Origin of the sequence: Microbacterium capsulatum, from assembly GCF_030865425.1 — a bacterium.
Classification (GTDB): Bacteria; Actinomycetota; Actinomycetes; order Actinomycetales; family Microbacteriaceae; genus Microbacterium; species Microbacterium capsulatum.
Genome location: NZ_JAVFCB010000003.1, coordinates 206,539 through 224,860, shown reverse-complemented (window position 1 = coordinate 224,860; position 18,322 = coordinate 206,539). Strand labels below are relative to the sequence as shown.

Below are 18,322 nucleotides of genomic sequence, written 5' to 3'. Positions count from 1 at the left end.
TCATGAGCAACACTCTCGCAATGATCGCGCCCATGCGGCGCAAGACGGTCCGGTCCATCACCGGCATCACCGGGGTCCAGATCATCGTCCCCATCGCCGTCGTGCTCCTGCTGGTCCTCGCGATCGTCGGTCCGCTGATCGCCCCTGACGCGGCGGTCTACCGGTCCAGCATCCTGGATGCACTGCAGGCGCCGAGCGCGGCGCACTGGTTCGGCACCGACGAGCAGGGTCGAGACGTCTTCTGGCGCATCATCGCCGGGGCGCAGTCCTCGCTGCTGAGCTCGGTGATCATCGTCACCGGCTTCTCGGTCCTCGGCATCCTGGTGGCCTCGGTGGCCACACTGGGTGGCAAGTGGGTCGACGAGGTCGTGATGCGGATCGTGGACGCGGCGCTGTCGTTCCCGCCGATCATCTTCGCCCTCGGTGTCGCCGCGGCACTCGGCCCGAGCCTGAGCTCGGCCGTCATCGCCATGATCCTCACCGGATGGCCCGTCACGGCCCGCCTCCTGCGCGGTGTCATGAAGGAGACGATGAGCCAGCCGTTCGTCGAGAACGCCCGCGTTCTGGGCGTCTCGCGGACTCGTCTGATGCTCCACCACGTGCTGCCGAACTCCCTCGACGTGCTCCTGGTCAAGTGGGCCGGCGACATCGGCAACACGATCCTGATCCTCGGCGGTCTGTCCTTCGTCGGCGTCGGCGCCCAGCCGCCGAGCGCCGAGTGGGGCGCGATGGTCACCAGCGCGAAGGGCGTCATCGCGACAGCCCCGTGGGCGGCGTTCGCCCCCGGCCTCGCGATCGCCCTCACCGCGGTCGCCTTCGGTCTCCTGGGAGACATCCTCCAGGTCCGCTTCAACCCCGCGCTCCGCAGAAGGTGAGTCCGGAAATGATCACTTTGACGAACACCCCCGCAGGCAAGACCGGCAACCGTCCCGAATCCACCGCACTGCTGTCCGTGCGCAACCTCACCATCGACGCGGGTCCCAAGAGCGAGCCCATCCGGCTCGTGGAGGACTTCAGCCTCGAGATGTCCCCGGGCGACCGGGTGGCGCTGGTGGGCGAGTCGGGATCCGGCAAGTCCGTCACGGCCCGCTCCATCATGCGGCTCGACCCCGACTTCCGGATCTCCGGGACCGTCGAGTTCCAGGGGCAGGACCTCCTGAAGCTCAGCGACAAGCAGATGGTCGGCGTCCGCGGGCACAAGATCGGCATGGTCTTCCAGGACCCGATGGGAGCGCTCAACCCGCTCATGACCGTCGGCGAGCAGGTGATGGAGCCGCTGCGGATCGCGGGCGTGTCCCGCGCCGAGGCGGAGAAGCGAGCGAAGTCGGTCCTCGAGGAGCTCGGCGTCGTGAACGCCGAGGCCCGGATGAAGGCCTACCCGCACGAGTTCTCCGGCGGCATGCGCCAGAGGGTCGTGCTGGCGATGGCCCTCATCTCGGACCCGTCGCTCATCATCGCGGACGAGCCCACCACCGCCCTGGACGTCCGCGTCCAGGAGCAGGTGCTCACTCTGATGGACAAGGTGTCGAAGGAGCGCGGCCTGGCCGTGCTGCTGATCACGCACGACCTCGGCACCGTGGCCGGATTCACGGACCGCGTGGCGGTCATGTACTCCGGCCGCAAGGTGGACGAGGGCACGGTGGACAACCTGTTCGAGAGGCCCGCGCACCCGTACACCCAGGGTCTGCTGCAGGCCGTGCCGCGCATCGACCAGACGGTCCCCCGTCTGCTCACGATCGCGGGCGCCCCGCCGCACCCGGCCAACCGGCCCACCGGCTGCGCGTTCAACCCGCGCTGCCCGAAGGCGTTCGACCTCTGCCGGCAGGAGGTGCCGGAGCTCCGGCCCTCGCCGGACGGCGGCGTCGTCGCCTGCCACCTCTACCCGGCTGCTGGAAAGGAGCTGGCATCATGAGCCTTCTGGAACTCCGCGACGTCAACAAGGTCTTCCACGCTCTCGGGCGCGAGCCCGTCCACGCTCTCCGCGACGTCAACCTCACCGTCGAGGCCGGCACGATCTCGGGCCTGGTGGGCGAATCCGGTTCGGGCAAGACCACCATCATCAAGAGCATCATGGGTCTGGAGAAGCCCACGAGCGGCACGGTCACCTACGACGGGATCAACATCCCCGAGGCCAGGGGCGAGACGCTCAAGCGCATCCGGCGCGAGGTGCAGTTCGTGTTCCAGGACCCGACCTCCAGCCTGAACCCCCGCATGACGGTGGAGAAGCTGGTGGGCGAGGGGCTCCTGGTCCACAAGCTCGAGCCGAACCGCGACAAGCGCCGCGCCAAGGTCGCCGAGCTGCTCACCATGGTGGGGCTCAGCGACCGCGACCTCGACCGCTACCCGCGTTCGTTCTCGGGCGGTCAGCGTCAGCGCATCGCGATCGCGCGGGCGCTCGCCGTCGGGCCGAAGCTGCTGATCTGCGACGAGCCCGTCTCGGCACTGGACGTGTCGGTGCAGGCGCAGGTGCTCAACCTGCTGCAGGACATGCAGGAGGAGCTCGGCTTCACCGTCCTGTTCATCGCGCACGACCTCGCCGTGGTGCGGCAGATCTGCTCGCAGGTCGCCGTCATCCAGCTGGGGCAGATCGTCGAGGAGGGCCCGAGTGAGACGGTCCTCGCCGCGCCGTCGCACCCCTACACGAAGGCCCTGCTGGCCGCCGTGCCCAACCCCAACCCGACCGTCGCCCGGCAGCGGGCGCTGGAGCGGCTCACCGAGGAGAAGGTGGCCTGATGGGTGAGAGCATCGCGTCGGTCCACCCCGTCCGGGTGGGCGTCGACGGCAAGAAGATCCCGGAATCGGCCAAGCGGGGACCCCTCGCGACGATCGACCACGCCCACGAGCTGGGCATGGACGGGCTGTTCTTCCGCAGCGTGCTGGACATGAGCCCGACGCTGGACGCGGGGGTGCTGCGGGAGCTCCGTCAGCGCGCCGACGAGCTGGACCTCTACCTGGAGACCGGTCTCGGCAAGGTGAACCCGTACGCGAACCCGGAGGCCCCGGAACTGCGGGCCATCGGCGACGGGGACATCCTGCGCGGCTTCCGCCGGATGATGGAGGCCTGCGCCGCCATCGACTGCCGGGAGCTGTGGGTCGCCACGGCCAACTTCAAGGGGACGTTCTTCGGCCGGCTCGCGTACGACCGGTTCCGCACCGACGTGGACTGGGCGGATCAGCTCGCCGCGACGGAGAAGTTCCTGAAGCGGCTCGCCCCGATCGCCCGTGACCTCGGGATCCACATGAACCTGGAGACCCACGAGGAGATCACCAGCTTCGAGCTGGTCCGCCTCGTGGAGGCCGTCGGCCCGGACACGACCGGCATCGTGTTCGACACCGCCAACGTCCTCCAGCGCATGGAGCACCCGGTGTTCTCCGCGCGGCGCGTGGCGCCCTACGTCCGCCAGACGCACCTCAAGGACGCGTATGTGGCGCACGAGGAGGGGGGCCTCGCCCACCAGCTGCGGCCCTACGGAGACGGCGTGGTCGACTTCGCGGGCGTGCTGCCGATCATCGTGGCCGCCAACCCGGCCATGAACGTGACGATCGAGCCGCCGCAGCCCTACTCGGACAAGGCTCCCGCCCAGCGTCCGCGCGTGATCGAGGCGTTCGACCCCGAGTTCCTGGCCGGGCACCCCGACCTGGGCGTCGAGGAGCTCGCCGCGTATCTCGACATGATCCACGTCTACGAGGAGCGCGTCGCGTCCGGAGAGGTGCCGGACTGGCGCCAGTACTTGACGCAGCGCTACGAGTACGAGGAGGCCGTCGAGACGATCAAGACGGGGGCGCGCATCGCCCGGACCATCATCGGCGAGGCGGGCTTCCCCGTGCACACGCCGGTGGTGGAGACGGCGGGCGCCGGCCGCTGAGCCGCGTACGAGAACATGAGGACATCGGTCCGGTGCGCATCGGAGAGGTGCGCACCGGACCGATGCCGAGAGGACGGACACACATGACGAAGGACGAGACATGATCAACCCCCACCGCGAGTTCCGTGTCGAGGGGAGCCACTGGGTCAGCCCGGTCAACTTCGACGAGGAGGTCACCCGCGACTTCGACTTCCCCCGCCCGCTGGGCCTGATCGACAGCACCCTGCGCAAGACGAACTACACCGCCGGCACCCGGACGACGATGGACGGCTATCTGCGGATCGCGCAGGCGCTCGACGACATCGGCATCAAGGACGAGAGCCTCAACCTGGACTGGTGGGGCGACGACGAGCCCAACGCCCGGGAGCTCGCGCTGGTGCGCGAGATCCTCGCCGGGGGCTTCGGCTTCACCTGCAACGTCTACGCCGACACCCTGCTCGGCAACGGCGAGGGCACCCCGAAGATCGACCCGCGCTCGACCGTCGACCTGCTGCTCTCCCTCGGGGCGAAGGTCATCGGCCCCGGGATCGTCGAGGCCGCCTCGCCCGAGGCGGAGGCCCGGCAGTTCGCCCAGCTCGCCGAGGTGACCGAGTACGCCACCTCGAACGGGCTGGAGTGGACCCTCACGCTCGCTCAGGCGGGCCGGCGCGACTTCGAGAAGATGATGCGGGCGGCGAACGAGGCCGTGGCGCTGGGCGCCAAGCGGATCGACCTGATGGACTCGACGAGCAGCCTCAGCCCGGAGGCCATGCGGGTGTTCATCCGCCGCTTCCGGTCCCGGCTCACCACGCCGGTGCCGCTGACCATGCACGTGCACGACGACTTCGGTCTCGGCACGGCCGCCGCGATCGCCGCGGCCGCCGCCGGCGCCGGCCCCGACGTCTCGGTGAACGGCGTCTCCTACCGCTGCGGCTTCCCGCCGCTGGAGGAGGTCGCCACGAGCCTCGAGGTCCTCTACGGCGTCGACACCGGCATCAAACTGGAGGGCCTGCAGGCGCTCTCCGACCTGGTGTACCGCGAGACGGGGCTTCCGAATCCGGCGCTCAAGCCGGTCACGGGGGAGTACGCCTACCTGAAGAGCACGACGGCCGACGTCCTGAGCTCGCTGCGCGACGGCGTGCGGACCTTCCCGCCGATCTCCGGTTGCGTCCACGCCGACGTCGTCGGTGCGGACATCCGCTGGGTGTGGGACCGGCTCAGCACGCGCGCCATGGTGCGCCAGCTGGCGGCCAACCTCGGCCTGGAGATCGACGAGACCGAGGTCGAGGCCGTGTACAAGGCGCTCAACGACGCGATCGACGAGCTCACGGAGTACCCGCGCTGGCTGACGCCGGAGCAGGCTGAGACGCTGTGCCGGGAGACGGTGGAACTCGCCCGGGCAGTGGCGTGACGATCCCCTCGGCGCAAGCCTGATCGTCGCGTCCAACGGCACGGAGGGGGCGTGCGGACGAGGGCCGGGATCCCTGGGCGGGCGCGCCCGGGATCCCGGCCCGGTTCGGTGGGGGTCCGCGGATGCCGTACACTGGACGAGCAGTTGTTGTCTGCATTCTTTCGCCGTGCCTCGGGTCTCCCGAGTACGGAAGAGGATGCGGGCAGAGGTCTGAAGACCTCTAGGGCGGTAGCTCAATTGGCAGAGCAGCGGTCTCCAAAACCGCAGGTTGCAGGTTCGATTCCTGTCCGCCCTGCGCGTCAGCTCACAGCTGGCACACGAAAGGTACTTCACGAATGGTTCAGGACGCATCGGGCGCTGTGGTCTCCACGGCGAACGGCGGCGCGGGCCGCGACAAGAAGCTCGGCTTCTTCGGACGCATCGCGCTGTTCTTCCGCCAGGTGATCGCGGAACTCCGCAAGGTCGTCACCCCGACGCGCAAAGAACTCGTCAAGTACACCCTGGTCGTCCTCGGGTTCGTCATCGTCATGATGGCCCTCGTGTACGGGCTCGACATGGCCTTCTCGTGGCTGACGACGCAAGTCTTCGGGGTTCCCGGGAAAACCGCGTGATCCCGCGACCTCGAGTCGATTGACCCGGGGTCGAACCTGAAGGAGAGAAGAGCAAGTGTCCGAACGTTACTCCGACGACGCCGACTGGGCGACCGCCGCCGAGCAGTCGAGCGAGGAAGACGAGGCCCAGGAGGGTGAGGAGCTCTCCCGCCAGGAGCGCTCCTCGACCGCTGCCGAGCACATCGCGCTGCACATCGAGGGCGACGAGGAGTTCGACGAGGAAGACATCGACATCGACGACGACCCGGAGGCAGACGCGATCGTGAACGACGCTCTCAACCTGGACCAGGCAGCCGAGTCCGAGGCGGCCGCCGAGGTCCTCAACGAGTCCGTGGCCGAGGAGGTCGCCGACCTCGAGGCCGCCGCGGCCGGCGAGGTGAGCCCGTACGACGGCCCCGACCTGAACGGCGACGACGACGCGGAGGAGACCGAGGAGGACCCGTACGAGGCCTTCCGCCTGGACCTCCGCATGCTCCCGGGCAAGTGGTACGTCATCCACTCCTACGCCGGCTTCGAGCGCAAGGTGAAGGCCAACATCGAGCAGCGCAAGTCCACGCTCGAGGTCGAGGACGACATCTACCAGATCGAGGTCCCGATGGAGGACGTCGTCGAGATCAAGAACGGCCAGCGCAAGATGGTCACGCGCGTCCGGATCCCCGGCTACGTGCTCGTGCGCATGGAGCTCAACGAGGACACCTGGTCCGTCGTCCGGCACACCCCGGGCGTCACCGGCTTCGTCGGCAACGCGCACAACCCGACCCCGCTCCGTTTCGAAGAGGCCTTCAACATGCTGAAGTCCCTCGTCGAGGTCAAGGACGTCCCGACCGCCAAGGCCGTCACGGCCAAGGGTGGCACCGCCGTGGCCCGTCCGGTCGCGGCCGAGGTCGACTTCGAGATCGGCGAGACCATCACGATCAAGGAGGGCTCGTTCGCGGGCCTGCCCGGCTCGATCTCCGAGATCAAGCCGGAGAGCGGCAAGCTCACGGTCCTGGTCTCGCTCTTCGAGCGCGAGACCCCGGTCGAGCTGTCGTTCGACCAGGTCACCAAGATGATCTGATCCCGCTCACTGAGCCTGTCGACGTACCGAAGAGCGGCCGTCCCTGAAGAGGGGCGGCCGTTCTCGTCGTCTCTGTACGCGAGACATCACTTTCCGCGTGAGACACCACGCCTGGTGTGATGTCTCATCCGGGAAGTGGTTTCTCGCGTGCAGGGGCGGGGGATCGGACTGGTAAGCGGAGGAGCCCGGGATCCGGTAGACTCCTATGGTTTGTGCGCCGCTTCGGCGTGCGCGCGAACAGCACCGCGCTCCGGAGATGCCGGATCCGCGGGAGAGGGATGCCTCGGCGTCCACTCGAGAAAGGAATCACCATGGCACCGAAGAAGAAGGTGACCGGCCTGATCAAGCTCCAGATCAACGCCGGCGCCGCCAACCCGGCTCCGCCGATCGGCCCCGCGCTCGGTCAGCACGGCGTCAACATCATGGAGTTCTGCAAGGCGTACAACGCGGCGACCGAGTCGCAGCGCGGCAACGTCATCCCCGTCGAGATCACCGTCTACGAGGACCGCAGCTTCACGTTCATCCTGAAGACCCCGCCGGCCGCCGAGCTGATCAAGAAGGCTGCGGGCGTGCAGAAGGGCTCCGCCACTCCGCACACCGTCAAGGTCGCGAAGATCACGGCCGAGCAGGTCCGTCAGATCGCCGAGCAGAAGCAGTCCGACCTGAACGCGAACGACATCGACGCCGCGTCCAAGATCATCGCCGGCACCGCCCGTTCCATGGGCATCACGGTCGAGGGCTGAGGGAGATAACAATGGCTACCAAGTCCAAGGCTTACAACGCTGCCGCCGCGAAGATCGAGGCGGACCGCTACTACACCCCGACCGAGGCCGTCGCCCTGGCGAAGGAGACCGGCTCCGCGAAGTTCGACTCCACCGTCGAGGTCGCGCTGAAGCTCTCCGTCGACCCGCGCAAGGCGGACCAGATGGTGCGCGGCACCGTCATCCTCCCGCACGGCACCGGCAAGACCGCCCGCGTCATCGTCTTCGCCACCGGCCCCGCGGCCGAGGCCGCGATCGCGGCCGGCGCCGATGAGGTCGGCGGCGCCGAGCTCATCGAGAAGGTCGCCGGCGGCTGGACCGCGTTCGACGCGGCCGTCGCCACCCCGGAGCTCATGGGCCAGGTCGGTCGTCTCGGCAAGGTGCTCGGCCCCCGTGGCCTGATGCCGAACCCGAAGACCGGCACCGTGACCCCGAACACGGCCAAGGCCGTCGAGGAGATCAAGGGCGGCAAGATCGAGTTCCGCGTCGACAAGCACGCCAACGTGCACTTCGTCGTCGGCAAGGCGTCGTTCTCGGCCGAGCAGCTCGACGAGAACATGAAGGCCGCGCTCGAGGAGATCGTCCGCCTCAAGCCGTCCAGCTCGAAGGGCCGCTACATCCAGAAGGGCGCCGTGTCGACCACGTTCGGCCCCGGCATCCCGCTGGACGTCAACGCCATCTGAGCCTGACTCCGATCGAAGGCCCTCACCCGCCCGGGTGGGGGCCTTCGTCGTTCCCGGATCCGTCGGTCCGGTCGTCGGTCGTTCCGAGCTCCCGCCGATCACGGCGTGTCAGGATGGGCGCATGGGTGCGGTGGACGACTATCTCGCGGGCGTCGAGAACGCCGCGGATCGCGCGGCGCTCGCGAGGATCTACGCGATCGCGCAGGAACTCGCGCCCGACGCGGAGCAGGGGATCAGCTACCGCATGCCGGCGCTGAAGCACGGGGGAAAGGCGCTGATCTCGGCGATCCGCGCAGCGAAGCACATCGGCGTGTACCCGTTCAGCGCCGCGGCGGTCGCCGCCGTGGCCGCCCGAGCCGAGACCGTCGACGGCGCGGAGTCGAGCACGGGGGCGATCCGCTTCGCCCTCGGGTCGGCGATCCCGGAGGATCTCATCCGCGACCTCGTCGCGTTCCGGCTCGCGGAGATCGACGGGCTCTGATCCGCGTCCTCGGTCTCACGGGCCGCGATCAGCGCACGACCAGGGCGACGCAGAGCAGCACGAGCGCCAGGCCCTGCAGCGTCGCACGCGCCGGGAGGATCGACTCCCACCGATCCTGCAGCGCCCGCGCGTCGCCGGGCACGGTGCCGGCCAGTGCGGCCGCGGTGAGCGTCGTGTTGATCGGCTTCGAGATGCGGCCGAACAGGACCAGCCAGGCGAGCAGAGCGGCGAGGGCGGCGACGGCGAGCACGGTGGCGGCGGCGCTTCCCCAGAAGGCGGAGAGCGCGGCGGTCGCCGCAGTGAGCACGACCCCGGCGATGCCGACGATCGGCAGGCGGCGGTCGCCGTAGTAGTGGCCGCGGCCGACCACCTGCACGAGGGTGCGCTCGTCGACCTCGGCGTAGACCGCGCGCAGCACCACGGCGGTGACCACGTCGGTGCCGAAGATGACGGCGATGGCGGCGATCGCGCCGATGGCGGCGGCGATGATGGCGATGGACATGGCTTCTCCCTTCGGTTAGCGGTGCTAACAGTTAGCGATGCTAACATCGGAGCATGAGCCCGTCAACGCCTCCGCGAACCGACTCCCGCGACCGCTCCGGCGCGATCGTCGCGGCCGCGCGCCGCGTCGCGGAGTCCGAGGGCTGGCCCGCCGTGACGGTGCGCCGGCTCGCGGCGGAGATCGGCTTCAGCCAGCCGATCCTGTACCGCTGCTTCCCCCGCGGACGGGACGAGATCGTCGAGCAGGTCATGATCGAGGGGTTCGCGGCGATGGGTGCCGAGCTCGAGGATCCGAGCGGCGCGGATCCGCTCGCGCACCTCGTCCGCGCCTACCTCGCCTTCGCCCGCAGCCGCCCCGCCCTGTACGAGGCGATGTTCGAGGCGCGTACCCGCATCGTCTTCGCGTCCGACGAGACGCCCGCGCCGCTGCGGGACGCCTTCGGGCCGTTCCTGTGCGCGGCGTCGGCCGAGGGCGGCGATGAGCGGACCGCCGTCGTGCGGGCCGAGCTGCTGTGGAGCCTGCTGCACGGCGTCGCCCAGCTCGCGGCATCCGGTCGGCTCGATCCCGCTCTGGAGGCGGCGCGCCTCGACGCGATCGTCGGCCTGTTCCGGTCGTGAGTCGGGGCGGGCGCCGTCAGGGCAGCAGCACGGGCAGGACGAGGCTGACGCCCAGCACGACCAGCACCGCGGCGATGATCGTGTCCAGGATCCGCCACGCGCGCGGGGTGCGCAGCCAGCGGCCGAGGTGGCGGGCGCCGAAGCCGAGTGCGAAGAACCAGACGACGCTCGCCACGATCGCGCCGGCCGCGAAGAGCCACCGCTCGTCGCCGTGGGTGGCCGCGATCGAGCCGATCAGCAGGACCGTGTCGAGGTACACGTTCGGGTTCAGCCAGGTGAATGCGAGGGTGGCGACGATCACGGGAGCCAGCGGTGCACGGGTGAGCGTCGCGGCGGCGCCCGGCGACGTCGCAGGGCGCGGTGCGGGGTCGGATCCGTCGTCCGCGGGGTCGACGACCAGCGCCTCGCCGCCCGACTTCCACGCGCGCCGGGCCGCGAGCGCGCCATAGAGCACGAGCGAGACCGCCCCCGCCCAGCGCGCGATGACGACGAGCCACGGGAGCGACTTCACGAGGTAGCCGAGGCCCGCCGTGCCGGCGATGATGAGCACGGCATCGGAGACCGCGCAGATCAGCACGACCGGGAGGATGTGCTCGCGGCGCAGGCCCTGGCGCAGCACGAAGACGTTCTGGGCGCCGACGGCGATGATGAGCGAGAACATGAGGCCGAGGCCGGCGAGCAGGGTGAGCACTCATCGAGAATACGGATGCTGCATCTTCAGCACCAGCAAAGATTCCTTACGTGAGATTAGGATCGCTGATGTGAAGGTGGATCCGGATTCCGCGCGGACCGTCGCAGCCGTGCTGGACGAGGGCACGTTCGACGCGGCCGCACGCCGGCTGATGATCACGCCCTCCGCGGTGAGCCAGCGGATCAAGACGCTCGAGCAGCAGCTCGGCCGGATCCTGCTCATCCGCAGCAAGCCCGCCCGGGCGACCGAGGCGGGGGAGGCGGTGGCGCGGTTCGGCCGCCAGGTCGCCCTCCTGGAGCGGGACGCGGTCGCCGGGTTCGGGCTCGCGGGGGAGGGTGAGGGGGTGCGGATCCGGATCCCGCTCGCCGTGAACGCCGACTCGATGGCTACGTGGTTCCTGCCGCCGCTCGCCCGGCTCTCCGAACACTACGACGTCGAGTTCGACCTGCACCGCGACGACCAGAACTTCACCGCGCGGCTGCTGGAGTCGGGGACCGTGATGGCGGCCGTGACGAGCGAGTCCGAACCCGTCGGCGGCTGCCGGGTCGAGGCGCTCGGCGCGCTGGACTACGTCGCAGTGGCGGCACCCGGCCTGTTCCACCGGTGCTTCCCGGACGGCGTGACCGCCGCAGCGCTGGCCCGCGCTCCCTTCGTCGACTTCGACCGCCGCGACATCATGCAGCAGGACTGGCTGCGCGAGCGCGGCGTCGACTCCTGGACGGTGCCGCGGCACCACGTGCCCGCGTCGGCGGACTTCTCGATCGCCGTGGAGCTCGGCTTGGGCTGGGCGCTGCTCCCGGTGCCGCACGCCGAGGCGGGCCTCGCGGACGGACGCCTGGTCCGCCTCGACGACACCGTGACGACCTCGCCGCTGTTCTGGCAGCAGTGGAACCTGCGCTCCGAGCTGCTCGACGCGATCGCCGCAGAGGTCCGCGCCGAGGCCGCGCGCGTGCTGCGCTGACGTCGCGCGCCGGGCGGGGTCCTGGCGCGAGGTCGGCGGCGCGCCCTAGGGTCGAGGCATGGCATCCGAGCGCATCACGCTGACCATCCCCGGCCCCGACGGCGAGCGGACGCTGGACCTCTCCAGCCCCAACCGCGCTGTCTGGCCGGCCCCTTCGACAGGCTCAGGGACCGGCCAGGGCCCGATCACGAAGGCCGAGCTCGCCGAGTACGTGCAGACGGTGTCGACGCCGTTCCTCACCTCCACCGGGAACCGGCCCGTCTCGCTCGAGCGCTACCGGGACGGGATCGACGGCGAGAGCTTCTTCTCCAAGAACCCGCCCAAGGGCACGCCCGACTTCGTGCAGAGCGTGATGTGCACCTACAACAGCGGCCGCAAGCACCCGCAGATCGTGCTCACCGAGACCGCCGCGATCGTCTGGGCCGTGCAGATGAACACGGTCGTGTTCCACCCGTGGGCGTCGCTCGCATCGGACGCCGACAACCCGGTCGAGCTGCGCATCGACCTCGACCCGCAGCCCGGGACCGGCTTCGCGGAGGCGATCCCCGCCGCGCACGAGCTGCGCGCCGTGCTCCGCGAGGCCGGACTCGAGGCGTTCATCAAGACGAGCGGCAACCGCGGCCTGCACGTGTTCTGCCCGATCGTGCCGGAGTGGGAGTTCCTCACGGTGCGGCACGCCGTGATCGCCGCGGGCCGCGAGCTCGAGCGGCGGATGCCCGATCGGGTCACCACGGCGTGGTGGAAGGAGGAGCGCGGGGAGCGGATCTTCGTCGACTTCAACCAGGCCAACCGCGACCGCACGATGGCCGGCGCGTACAGCCCGCGGGCGCTGCCGGGCGCCACGGTCTCGACGCCGATCGAGTGGGACGAGCTGGACGACGTCGATCCGACGCGCTTCACCGTCCGCACGGTCCCGCAGCGCCTCGCCGACCTCGGCGACCCGTGGGCGCACATGCAGGACGACCCGGGCCGGATCGACACCCTGCTCACGTGGTGGGAGCGCGACGTCGAGAACGGGCAGGGCGAGATGCCGTTCCCGCCCGAGTTCCCGAAGATGCCCGGCGAGCCCCCGCGCGTGCAGCCCTCGAAGAAGGTCGCCGCGAACTGGGACGAGAACGGCGAGCCGATCCCCGGTCGCTGAGCGATCCGCGAACGCGGTTCGCTGGTCGCGACACGCCGCTTCGGGAGCGCCAGAACGGCGTGTCGTGACCAGCGAACGGGGGGTGGGCCGAGCGGGCCTCAGTCGATGACGTCGGCGAGGTCGTAGCCCGCGACCGTCTCCAGCTGCTCGTACGTGCACGAGCGGGCCTCGCGGTCCTCGCGCCATCGTTCGAACTGCACGGTGTGCCGGAACCGCCAGCCCTCGAGCTGGTCGTAGCGCACCTCGAGCACGCGCTCGGGGCGCAGCCGCACGAACGACGTGTCCTTGCTGCTGCTGAACCGCGAGCGCTCGCCCTCGCCGGTGACCGCCTCGCCCGACTCGTCCCGCTCGACGAGCGGCGCGAGATCCTCGATCAGCTGCAGCCGCATCGCATCGCTCCAGGCCGCGACCCCGCCGACCGGGCGCAGCACGCCGTCCTCGCCGTACAGGCCGACCAGGAGGGATCCGACGCCGGAGCCGCTCTTGTGCACCCGGTAGCCGAGCGCGACGACGTCGGCGGTGCGGGCGTGCTTGACCTTGAACAGGGTGCGCTTGTTCGGGGCGTAGGGCTGATCCAGGGGCTTCGCGACGACGCCGTCGAGGCCGGCACCCTCGAACTCCGCCAGCCAGCGGCGGGCGTCCGCCGGATCCGTCGTCGTGCGGGTGAGGTGCAGGGGGTGCGGAACGTCGCCGAGCAGCCGCTCCAGCCGCTCACGGCGCTCTCCGAAGGGTCGATCCTGCAGATCCTCGTCGCCGACCGCGAGCAGGTCGAATGCGATGAACATGGCGGGGGTCTCGGTCGACAGCTTCAGCACGCGCGACGCGGCGGGGTGGATCCGCTGGCTCAGCGCCTCCCAGTCGAGCCGCTGGGATCCCTCCGGCCCCGTGGCGACGACGATCTCGCCGTCCAGCAGGCAGGGCTCAGGGAGGAGCCGCGAGACCGCCTCGACGAGCTCGGGGAAGTAGCGGGTGAGCGGCTTGGCTCCGCGGGATCCGATCTCGACGGTCTCGCCGTTCCAGGAGACGAGCCCGCGGAAGCCGTCCCATTTCGGTTCGTAGAGCAGGCCGCCGGGGAACTTCTCCGGGTCCGGTACGGAGGTCGCGGCCTTGGCGAGCATGGGCGCGGGGATCTCGTAGCGCATGGGACCATCCTGCCGTCTGCGTCAGGATCCGAACAGATCCGTCAGCGCGAGACGCTCGCCGGCGTCGGCGAGGGCGGTGCGGGCCGCGTGCCAGCCGGCCATGCCGTTCACGCCCGGGCCCGGCGGGGTCGCCGCGGAGGCGAGGTACACGCCCGGCATCGGCGTGCGCCATGGCACGGGGGAGAGCACGGGGCGCACGACGGCCTGGCGCATCGTGAAGGCGCCGCCGAAGATGTCGCCGCCGATCTCGGCGTGGTTCAGCCGGACGCGCTCGTGCGGGGTCACGGCGTGACGGGCGAGGATCCGGTCGCGGAAGCCGGGCGCGAACCGCTCGATCTGCCGGGTGATGAGCTCGGTCGCGTCGACGTCGGAGTTCGCGGGGGCGTGGATGTACGTCCAGAGCACCTGCTTACCCGCCGGTGCGCGGCTGTCGTCGAGAATCGAGGGCTGCACGGCGAGTACGTACGGGCGATCGGACACCCGGCCCCGGGCGACCGCGTTCTCGCTCGCCCAGACCTCCTCGCGCGTTCCGCCGACGTGCACGGTCGGGGCGAGCGCGACGTCGGGGTTCGTCCACGGCACCGGGCCGTCGAGCGCGAAGTCGACCTTCGCGGCGGCGGCCCCGTACCGGTATGCGCGGATCGCCTTCGCATAGCCCGGCGGGACGTCGCGCAGGGTCAGCGCCAACCGCGGGGCGGTGTTCAGCAGCAGCAGGTCGCCGCGGCGGGGATCGCCCCAGTCCAGCGAGGACAGGTCGACGACGTGCTCCTCGGTGCGGATGGAGCCGCCGTGCACCAGGAGGTCCTCGACGAGGGCGTCGGCGATCCGCTGCGCCCCGCCGCGCGGGTAGGCCCATCCGCCGGCGTGCGCCTGCGCCATGAGCAGGAGGCCTGCCGCGGCCGCACTGAGCGACGGCAGCGCGGTGTTGGCGTGCGCGACGACCCCGGCCACGAGCGCGGCGGCCTCCGGCGTGCGGAACGTCCGTGCCGCCATCGACGTGCCCTGCTCGAGCGCGCGCAGCCCGTAGCGCACGGCGGTGACCGGATCGGCGGGGATCCGCAGCAGGGATCCGCCGGTGAAGTCCTGCACGCCGTCGATGTGCGCGCTCAGCGGGCGCAGCAGCGCGCGCCAGGCGCTGGCGTCCGGGCCGAGGCCGTCGGCAGTGCGCTCGAGGTCGCGCCACGCGATGCCCGCCCGGCCGTGGTCGAGCGGATGCGCGTACGACATCTCCGGGACGATCCAGTCGATCCGGTCCCGGCCGAAGGCGTGGAAGAACGGCGAGGAGTACGCCCCGGGGTGCACGCTCGCGCAGACGTCGTGCACGAAGCCGGGGAGGGTGGTCTCTTCGCTGCGCACCCCGCCGCCGACGGTGTCGGCCGCCTCGAGCACCTCGACGGCGTAGCCGGCGCGGGCGAGGCAGACCGCAGCGGCCAGGCCGTTCGGTCCGCTCCCGATGATCGTGGCGCGGGGCATGCCGCCAGTCTGGCATGCACGGTGGGGCGCCGGAGAGGGGCCGAACTCAGTCTCCAGGTCGAAGACCTCGACACGGGCTGCGATTCGGTCCGGAATCGACTGAGTTCGGCACATGCACGCAGGTCACGCAGAGCAGGACGTGGGATCCTGGAGGAGATGAACGAAGTCCAGGGCCCGACCCCCACCGGCACCTCCCGTCCCTACAAGTCGCTCGTCGAGGCGCTGCGCGGTCAGCGGATCGACCCCGTGAACTACGAGTTCATCGGCGCCATCGTCGACGCGGTCGGCATCTCGAGCCTCATCGACCGCGGCCGCTACATCGAGGCGATCCGCCGCGTCCCCGGCACCGCGCTGCACATCGGCCGGACGTACACGAACGGTTTCGCGGAGGACGAGCAGATCGTCGTCGGCGGACGCATCCTGCCGCTGTTGCCCAGCGAGGGCCGCGCACCGTACTTCTACGTCATCCACCCCAGCGAACTGCCCGGCGCGCCGGTCGTCGCCCAGCGCGCACCCCGTACCCGCACCGCGGGCACCCGGGCCCCGGCGAAGCCCAAGCCCGAGCCGCGCGCACCCAAGGCCACGCCCCGCGAGGACCGCGACTACGGCGTCTGCGACGTGTGCTTCATGGTGAAGACCCCGTCCGGCGGCTGCGGCTGCGACTGAGTCCTTCCCTCTGCAAGTGAGCCTCGTGGCCTGAGGAGACCGATCGCGGAGCGGAGTCCGGGCGACCGGAACCGGCCTCAGGCGAACGCGCTCATCCCGGTGATGTCGCGGCCGATGAGCAGCGCCTGCACGCTCTCCGTGCCCTCGTAGGTGTGGATCGCCTCGATGTCGGCCATGTGCTGCATGACGCCGTTGGAGAGAAGGATCCCGTTGCCGCCGAGCAGGTCGCGCGCGCTCGCCGCGATCCGGCGGGCGGCCCGGGTGTTGTGGAACTTCGCGAGCGAGGCCTGCGTGGGCCGCAGTGTGCCCGCGCCGTCCATGTCGGCCATGCGGCGGCAGAACAGCTGCATCGCGGTGAGGTCCTCGAGCATGTGCGAGAGCCGCTCCTGCACCATCTGGAACTTGGCGAGCGGCTTGCCGAACTGGATCCGCCGCTGCGCGTACGACAGCGCCGCCTCGTAGCAGGCGGTCGCGTGCCCGAGCGCAGACCAGGCCACCCCCGACCGGGTCGCGTAGAGCACGGTCGAGGCGTCCTTGAAGCTCTTCGTGCCGGGGAGCACGGCGTCCACGGGCACGCGGACGTCGTCGAGGCGGATGTGCGCCTGGTGGATCGCGCGCAGCGAGACCTTGCCGGTGATCACGGATCCGAGGTAGCCGGGGCGGTCCTGCTCGACGAGGAAGCAGCGCACGGATCCGTGCTCGGCCGCACCCTCGTCGTCGACCCGCGCCCAGACGAACGTGATGCCGCCGGACGCGCCGTTGCCGATCCACTTCTTCGCGCCGCGGAGCACCCACTCCTCGCCGTCACGGCGGGCGACCGTCTCGAGCGACACCGAGTCCGAGCCGTGGTCGGGCTCGGTGAGCGCGAAGGAACCCAGCACGGACCCGTCCGCGAGCGGGGCGAGCCAGCGCTCCTGCTGCTCGGGGCTGCCGAACAGGGCGAGCGAGCGCAGCGCGAGACCGCCCTGCACCGCGAGGACCGTGCCGAGCGAGCCGTCGCCGCGGGAGATCTCCATGTTGACCAGGCCGGCGGCGAGCGGGCTCATCCGGGTGAGGGCAGGGTGCTCGATGCCGTCCACGACGAGGTCGAGCTCGCCCATCCGGCGCGCGATGTCGAGCGGGTACTCGGCCCGGTCCCAGGCCTCGAGCATCATCGGGCCGACCTCGTCGATGTAGGCCTGCGCCCGCTCCCAGTGCGCGCGGTCCTCGGCGGAGATGTCCGAGAACACCTCGTAGTAGTCGCTGCCGAGGCGGTCGGTCACGTCGTAGGACCGGACGGACTCGCCGGGGAAGAGGGCGTCGCTGCTCATGGGGCTCCATCCGAGGGAGTGAGACTGAGTCTCAGGATTCATGAGACAGCGTACCGCGTCGGGCGGAATCCGCGCATGCCGGCCGAGCCCGCCGCGGGAGGGCTGCACGGCGAGGAGGTCCTTCGGGAGCGGTCAGGCCAGGTCTTCGCGCAGCCGGCGCGTGATCTCCGCCATCGGCATCGACCGCGGGAAGACGGCGACCACCATCGCGTCGGGTCCGGGATCCGCGACCGAGTCCGGATGCACGCCGTAGCGGCGCATCACGTCGTCGAGCGCGCGCCGGAGCGAGGCGGCCGAGGTGCGCGAGCCGCGCAGCAGCCGGCGCAGCACGTGATTGTGCACGGCGGTCACGAGCGCCGCGAAGCCGACCGCGTCGAGCGGATCCAGATCCGGGAGGGACCGTCGCAGGTACTCGTCGAACAGGCGCTCGTAGCGGAACACGGTCACGATCTCGCGATCGCGCAAGGTCGGCACGTCGCGCACCACCTGGTAGCGGAGGCGGGCGAGCTCCGGGTCGGCGGCGAACGAGCGGAACACGAGGAGGGAGGCGTCGCACACGGCCGTCCACGGGTTCGGGTGCGGCCGCTCGAGGTAGCGGCGCAGGCCATCCAGCAGCTCCTCGTGGTCGGCGAACACCACGTCGTCCTTGCCGCCGAACTGGCGGAAGAAGGTCGATCGGGAGATGCCCGCGGCCCGCGCGATCTGCTCGACCGAGGTCTGATCGAACCCCTGGGTCGAGAACAGTTCGAGCGCAGCGCGCACGACGGCGGTGCGAGCGGGGGACACGTCGGCGTGCTCGGTCATAGCACGAAGCCTAGTTGCCCGTCATCGGCGCGCGAGGTGCGCCCTGTCCGGCGGGCCAGACAGGGCGGCAGCCGGCTGTCAGGAAGCGGAATTCCGCGGTAGTAGGCTGGGGGATCGGGTCGAATCACCTCGACACCCGACAGGCATCCTGTCGCGTCCCAATCGT

At 70.5% G+C, this 18,322-nt stretch carries 20 protein-coding genes and 1 tRNA gene; 15 read left to right on the top strand and 6 right to left on the bottom strand.

The features are described from left to right. Positions 1 to 2 precede the first annotated feature (2 nt). From RBR11_RS06455 to RBR11_RS06405, 11 genes are all read left to right on the top strand, one after another. Positions 3 to 875: an ABC transporter permease gene (locus RBR11_RS06455; RefSeq protein ID WP_308488497.1), complete on the top strand. Its 873-nt coding sequence runs from the start codon at positions 3 to 5 to the stop codon at positions 873 to 875. 8 nt (positions 876 to 883) lie between these two features. Further along, complete coding sequence (locus RBR11_RS06450) at positions 884 to 1,912, top strand: ABC transporter ATP-binding protein (protein WP_308488496.1); 1,029 nt, start codon at positions 884 to 886, stop codon at positions 1,910 to 1,912. After that, positions 1,909 to 2,733, top strand: coding sequence for an ATP-binding cassette domain-containing protein (locus RBR11_RS06445; protein WP_308488495.1), 825 nt, complete (start codon positions 1,909 to 1,911; stop codon positions 2,731 to 2,733). Before RBR11_RS06450 ends, RBR11_RS06445 begins: the two co-directional genes overlap by 4 nt. Next, the gene (locus RBR11_RS06440; RefSeq protein ID WP_308488494.1) at positions 2,733 to 3,866 is read left to right on the top strand and encodes a sugar phosphate isomerase/epimerase family protein; all 1,134 of its coding nucleotides are present in this window, start codon (positions 2,733 to 2,735) and stop codon (positions 3,864 to 3,866) included. The genes RBR11_RS06445 and RBR11_RS06440 overlap by 1 nt, the downstream gene beginning before the upstream one ends. A 100-nt stretch (positions 3,867 to 3,966) precedes the next feature. Continuing rightward, entirely contained in the window at positions 3,967 to 5,256 is a 1,290-nt protein-coding gene (locus tag RBR11_RS06435) for a hypothetical protein (protein WP_308488493.1), read from the top strand. Positions 5,257 to 5,478: 222 nt separating this feature from the next. Next, a tRNA-Trp gene (locus RBR11_RS06430) sits at positions 5,479 to 5,551 on the top strand. A gap of 40 nt (positions 5,552 to 5,591) precedes the next feature. After that, the gene (gene secE / locus RBR11_RS06425) at positions 5,592 to 5,867 is read left to right on the top strand and encodes a preprotein translocase subunit SecE (RefSeq protein WP_159576732.1); all 276 of its coding nucleotides are present in this window, start codon (positions 5,592 to 5,594) and stop codon (positions 5,865 to 5,867) included. Between the two features lie 55 nt (positions 5,868 to 5,922). Then, positions 5,923 to 6,924 carry a transcription termination/antitermination protein NusG gene (gene nusG, locus RBR11_RS06420; protein WP_308488492.1) on the top strand — a complete coding sequence of 334 codons (1,002 nt, stop codon included), beginning with the start codon at positions 5,923 to 5,925 and terminating at the stop codon, positions 6,922 to 6,924. A gap of 311 nt (positions 6,925 to 7,235) precedes the next feature. Next, entirely contained in the window at positions 7,236 to 7,667 is a 432-nt protein-coding gene (gene rplK / locus RBR11_RS06415; RefSeq protein WP_308488491.1) for a 50S ribosomal protein L11, read from the top strand. 11 nt (positions 7,668 to 7,678) lie between these two features. Continuing rightward, positions 7,679 to 8,368, top strand: a complete 690-nt coding sequence (gene rplA / locus RBR11_RS06410) for a 50S ribosomal protein L1 (RefSeq protein WP_308488490.1) — start codon at positions 7,679 to 7,681, stop codon at positions 8,366 to 8,368. Positions 8,369 to 8,489: 121 nt separating this feature from the next. After that, a complete protein-coding gene (locus tag RBR11_RS06405; RefSeq protein WP_308488489.1) occupies positions 8,490 to 8,849 on the top strand; it encodes an iron chaperone in 360 nt (119 codons plus the stop codon). 28 nt (positions 8,850 to 8,877) lie between these two features. Here the strand turns inward: RBR11_RS06405 and RBR11_RS06400 are convergent, their stop codons facing one another. Beyond that, entirely contained in the window at positions 8,878 to 9,351 is a 474-nt protein-coding gene (locus RBR11_RS06400) for a DUF1772 domain-containing protein (protein WP_308488488.1), read from the bottom strand. Between the two features lie 53 nt (positions 9,352 to 9,404). On the opposite strand from RBR11_RS06400, the gene RBR11_RS06395 reads away from it, so the two are divergent. Next, entirely contained in the window at positions 9,405 to 9,968 is a 564-nt protein-coding gene (locus RBR11_RS06395; protein WP_308488487.1) for a TetR-like C-terminal domain-containing protein, read from the top strand. Positions 9,969 to 9,984: 16 nt separating this feature from the next. Here RBR11_RS06395 and RBR11_RS06390 read toward each other — a convergent pair whose 3' ends face one another. After that, positions 9,985 to 10,659: a LysE/ArgO family amino acid transporter gene (locus RBR11_RS06390; RefSeq protein WP_308488486.1), complete on the bottom strand. Its 675-nt coding sequence runs from the start codon at positions 10,657 to 10,659 to the stop codon at positions 9,985 to 9,987. A gap of 70 nt (positions 10,660 to 10,729) precedes the next feature. Here RBR11_RS06390 and RBR11_RS06385 point away from each other — a divergent pair, with 70 nt between their 5' ends. Together RBR11_RS06385 and ligD are read left to right on the top strand one after the other, a co-directional pair. After that, positions 10,730 to 11,620: a LysR family transcriptional regulator ArgP gene (locus tag RBR11_RS06385; protein ID WP_308488485.1), complete on the top strand. Its 891-nt coding sequence runs from the start codon at positions 10,730 to 10,732 to the stop codon at positions 11,618 to 11,620. A gap of 58 nt (positions 11,621 to 11,678) precedes the next feature. Continuing rightward, positions 11,679 to 12,761, top strand: a complete 1,083-nt coding sequence (ligD, locus tag RBR11_RS06380) for a non-homologous end-joining DNA ligase (RefSeq protein ID WP_308488484.1) — start codon at positions 11,679 to 11,681, stop codon at positions 12,759 to 12,761. 98 nt (positions 12,762 to 12,859) lie between these two features. Here the strand turns inward: ligD and RBR11_RS06375 are convergent, their stop codons facing one another. Both RBR11_RS06375 and RBR11_RS06370 read right to left on the bottom strand, forming a co-directional pair. Continuing rightward, a complete protein-coding gene (locus RBR11_RS06375; RefSeq protein ID WP_308488483.1) occupies positions 12,860 to 13,903 on the bottom strand; it encodes an ATP-dependent DNA ligase in 1,044 nt (347 codons plus the stop codon). Between the two features lie 21 nt (positions 13,904 to 13,924). Beyond that, on the bottom strand, positions 13,925 to 15,376 hold the full coding sequence (locus RBR11_RS06370) for a phytoene desaturase family protein (protein ID WP_308488482.1): 1,452 nt from the start codon (positions 15,374 to 15,376) through the stop codon (positions 13,925 to 13,927). 156 nt (positions 15,377 to 15,532) lie between these two features. Between RBR11_RS06370 and RBR11_RS06365 the strand changes: the two genes are divergently transcribed. Next, entirely contained in the window at positions 15,533 to 16,042 is a 510-nt protein-coding gene (locus RBR11_RS06365; protein WP_308488481.1) for a hypothetical protein, read from the top strand. Positions 16,043 to 16,119: 77 nt separating this feature from the next. Here the strand turns inward: RBR11_RS06365 and RBR11_RS06360 are convergent, their stop codons facing one another. Both RBR11_RS06360 and RBR11_RS06355 read right to left on the bottom strand, forming a co-directional pair. Next, positions 16,120 to 17,352 (bottom strand): acyl-CoA dehydrogenase family protein, encoded by a 1,233-nt coding sequence (locus tag RBR11_RS06360; protein WP_308488480.1) that lies wholly within the window; start codon positions 17,350 to 17,352, stop codon positions 16,120 to 16,122. Between the two features lie 132 nt (positions 17,353 to 17,484). Beyond that, a complete protein-coding gene (locus tag RBR11_RS06355) occupies positions 17,485 to 18,156 on the bottom strand; it encodes a TetR family transcriptional regulator (RefSeq protein WP_308488479.1) in 672 nt (223 codons plus the stop codon). Between the last annotated feature and the right edge of the window lie 166 nt (positions 18,157 to 18,322).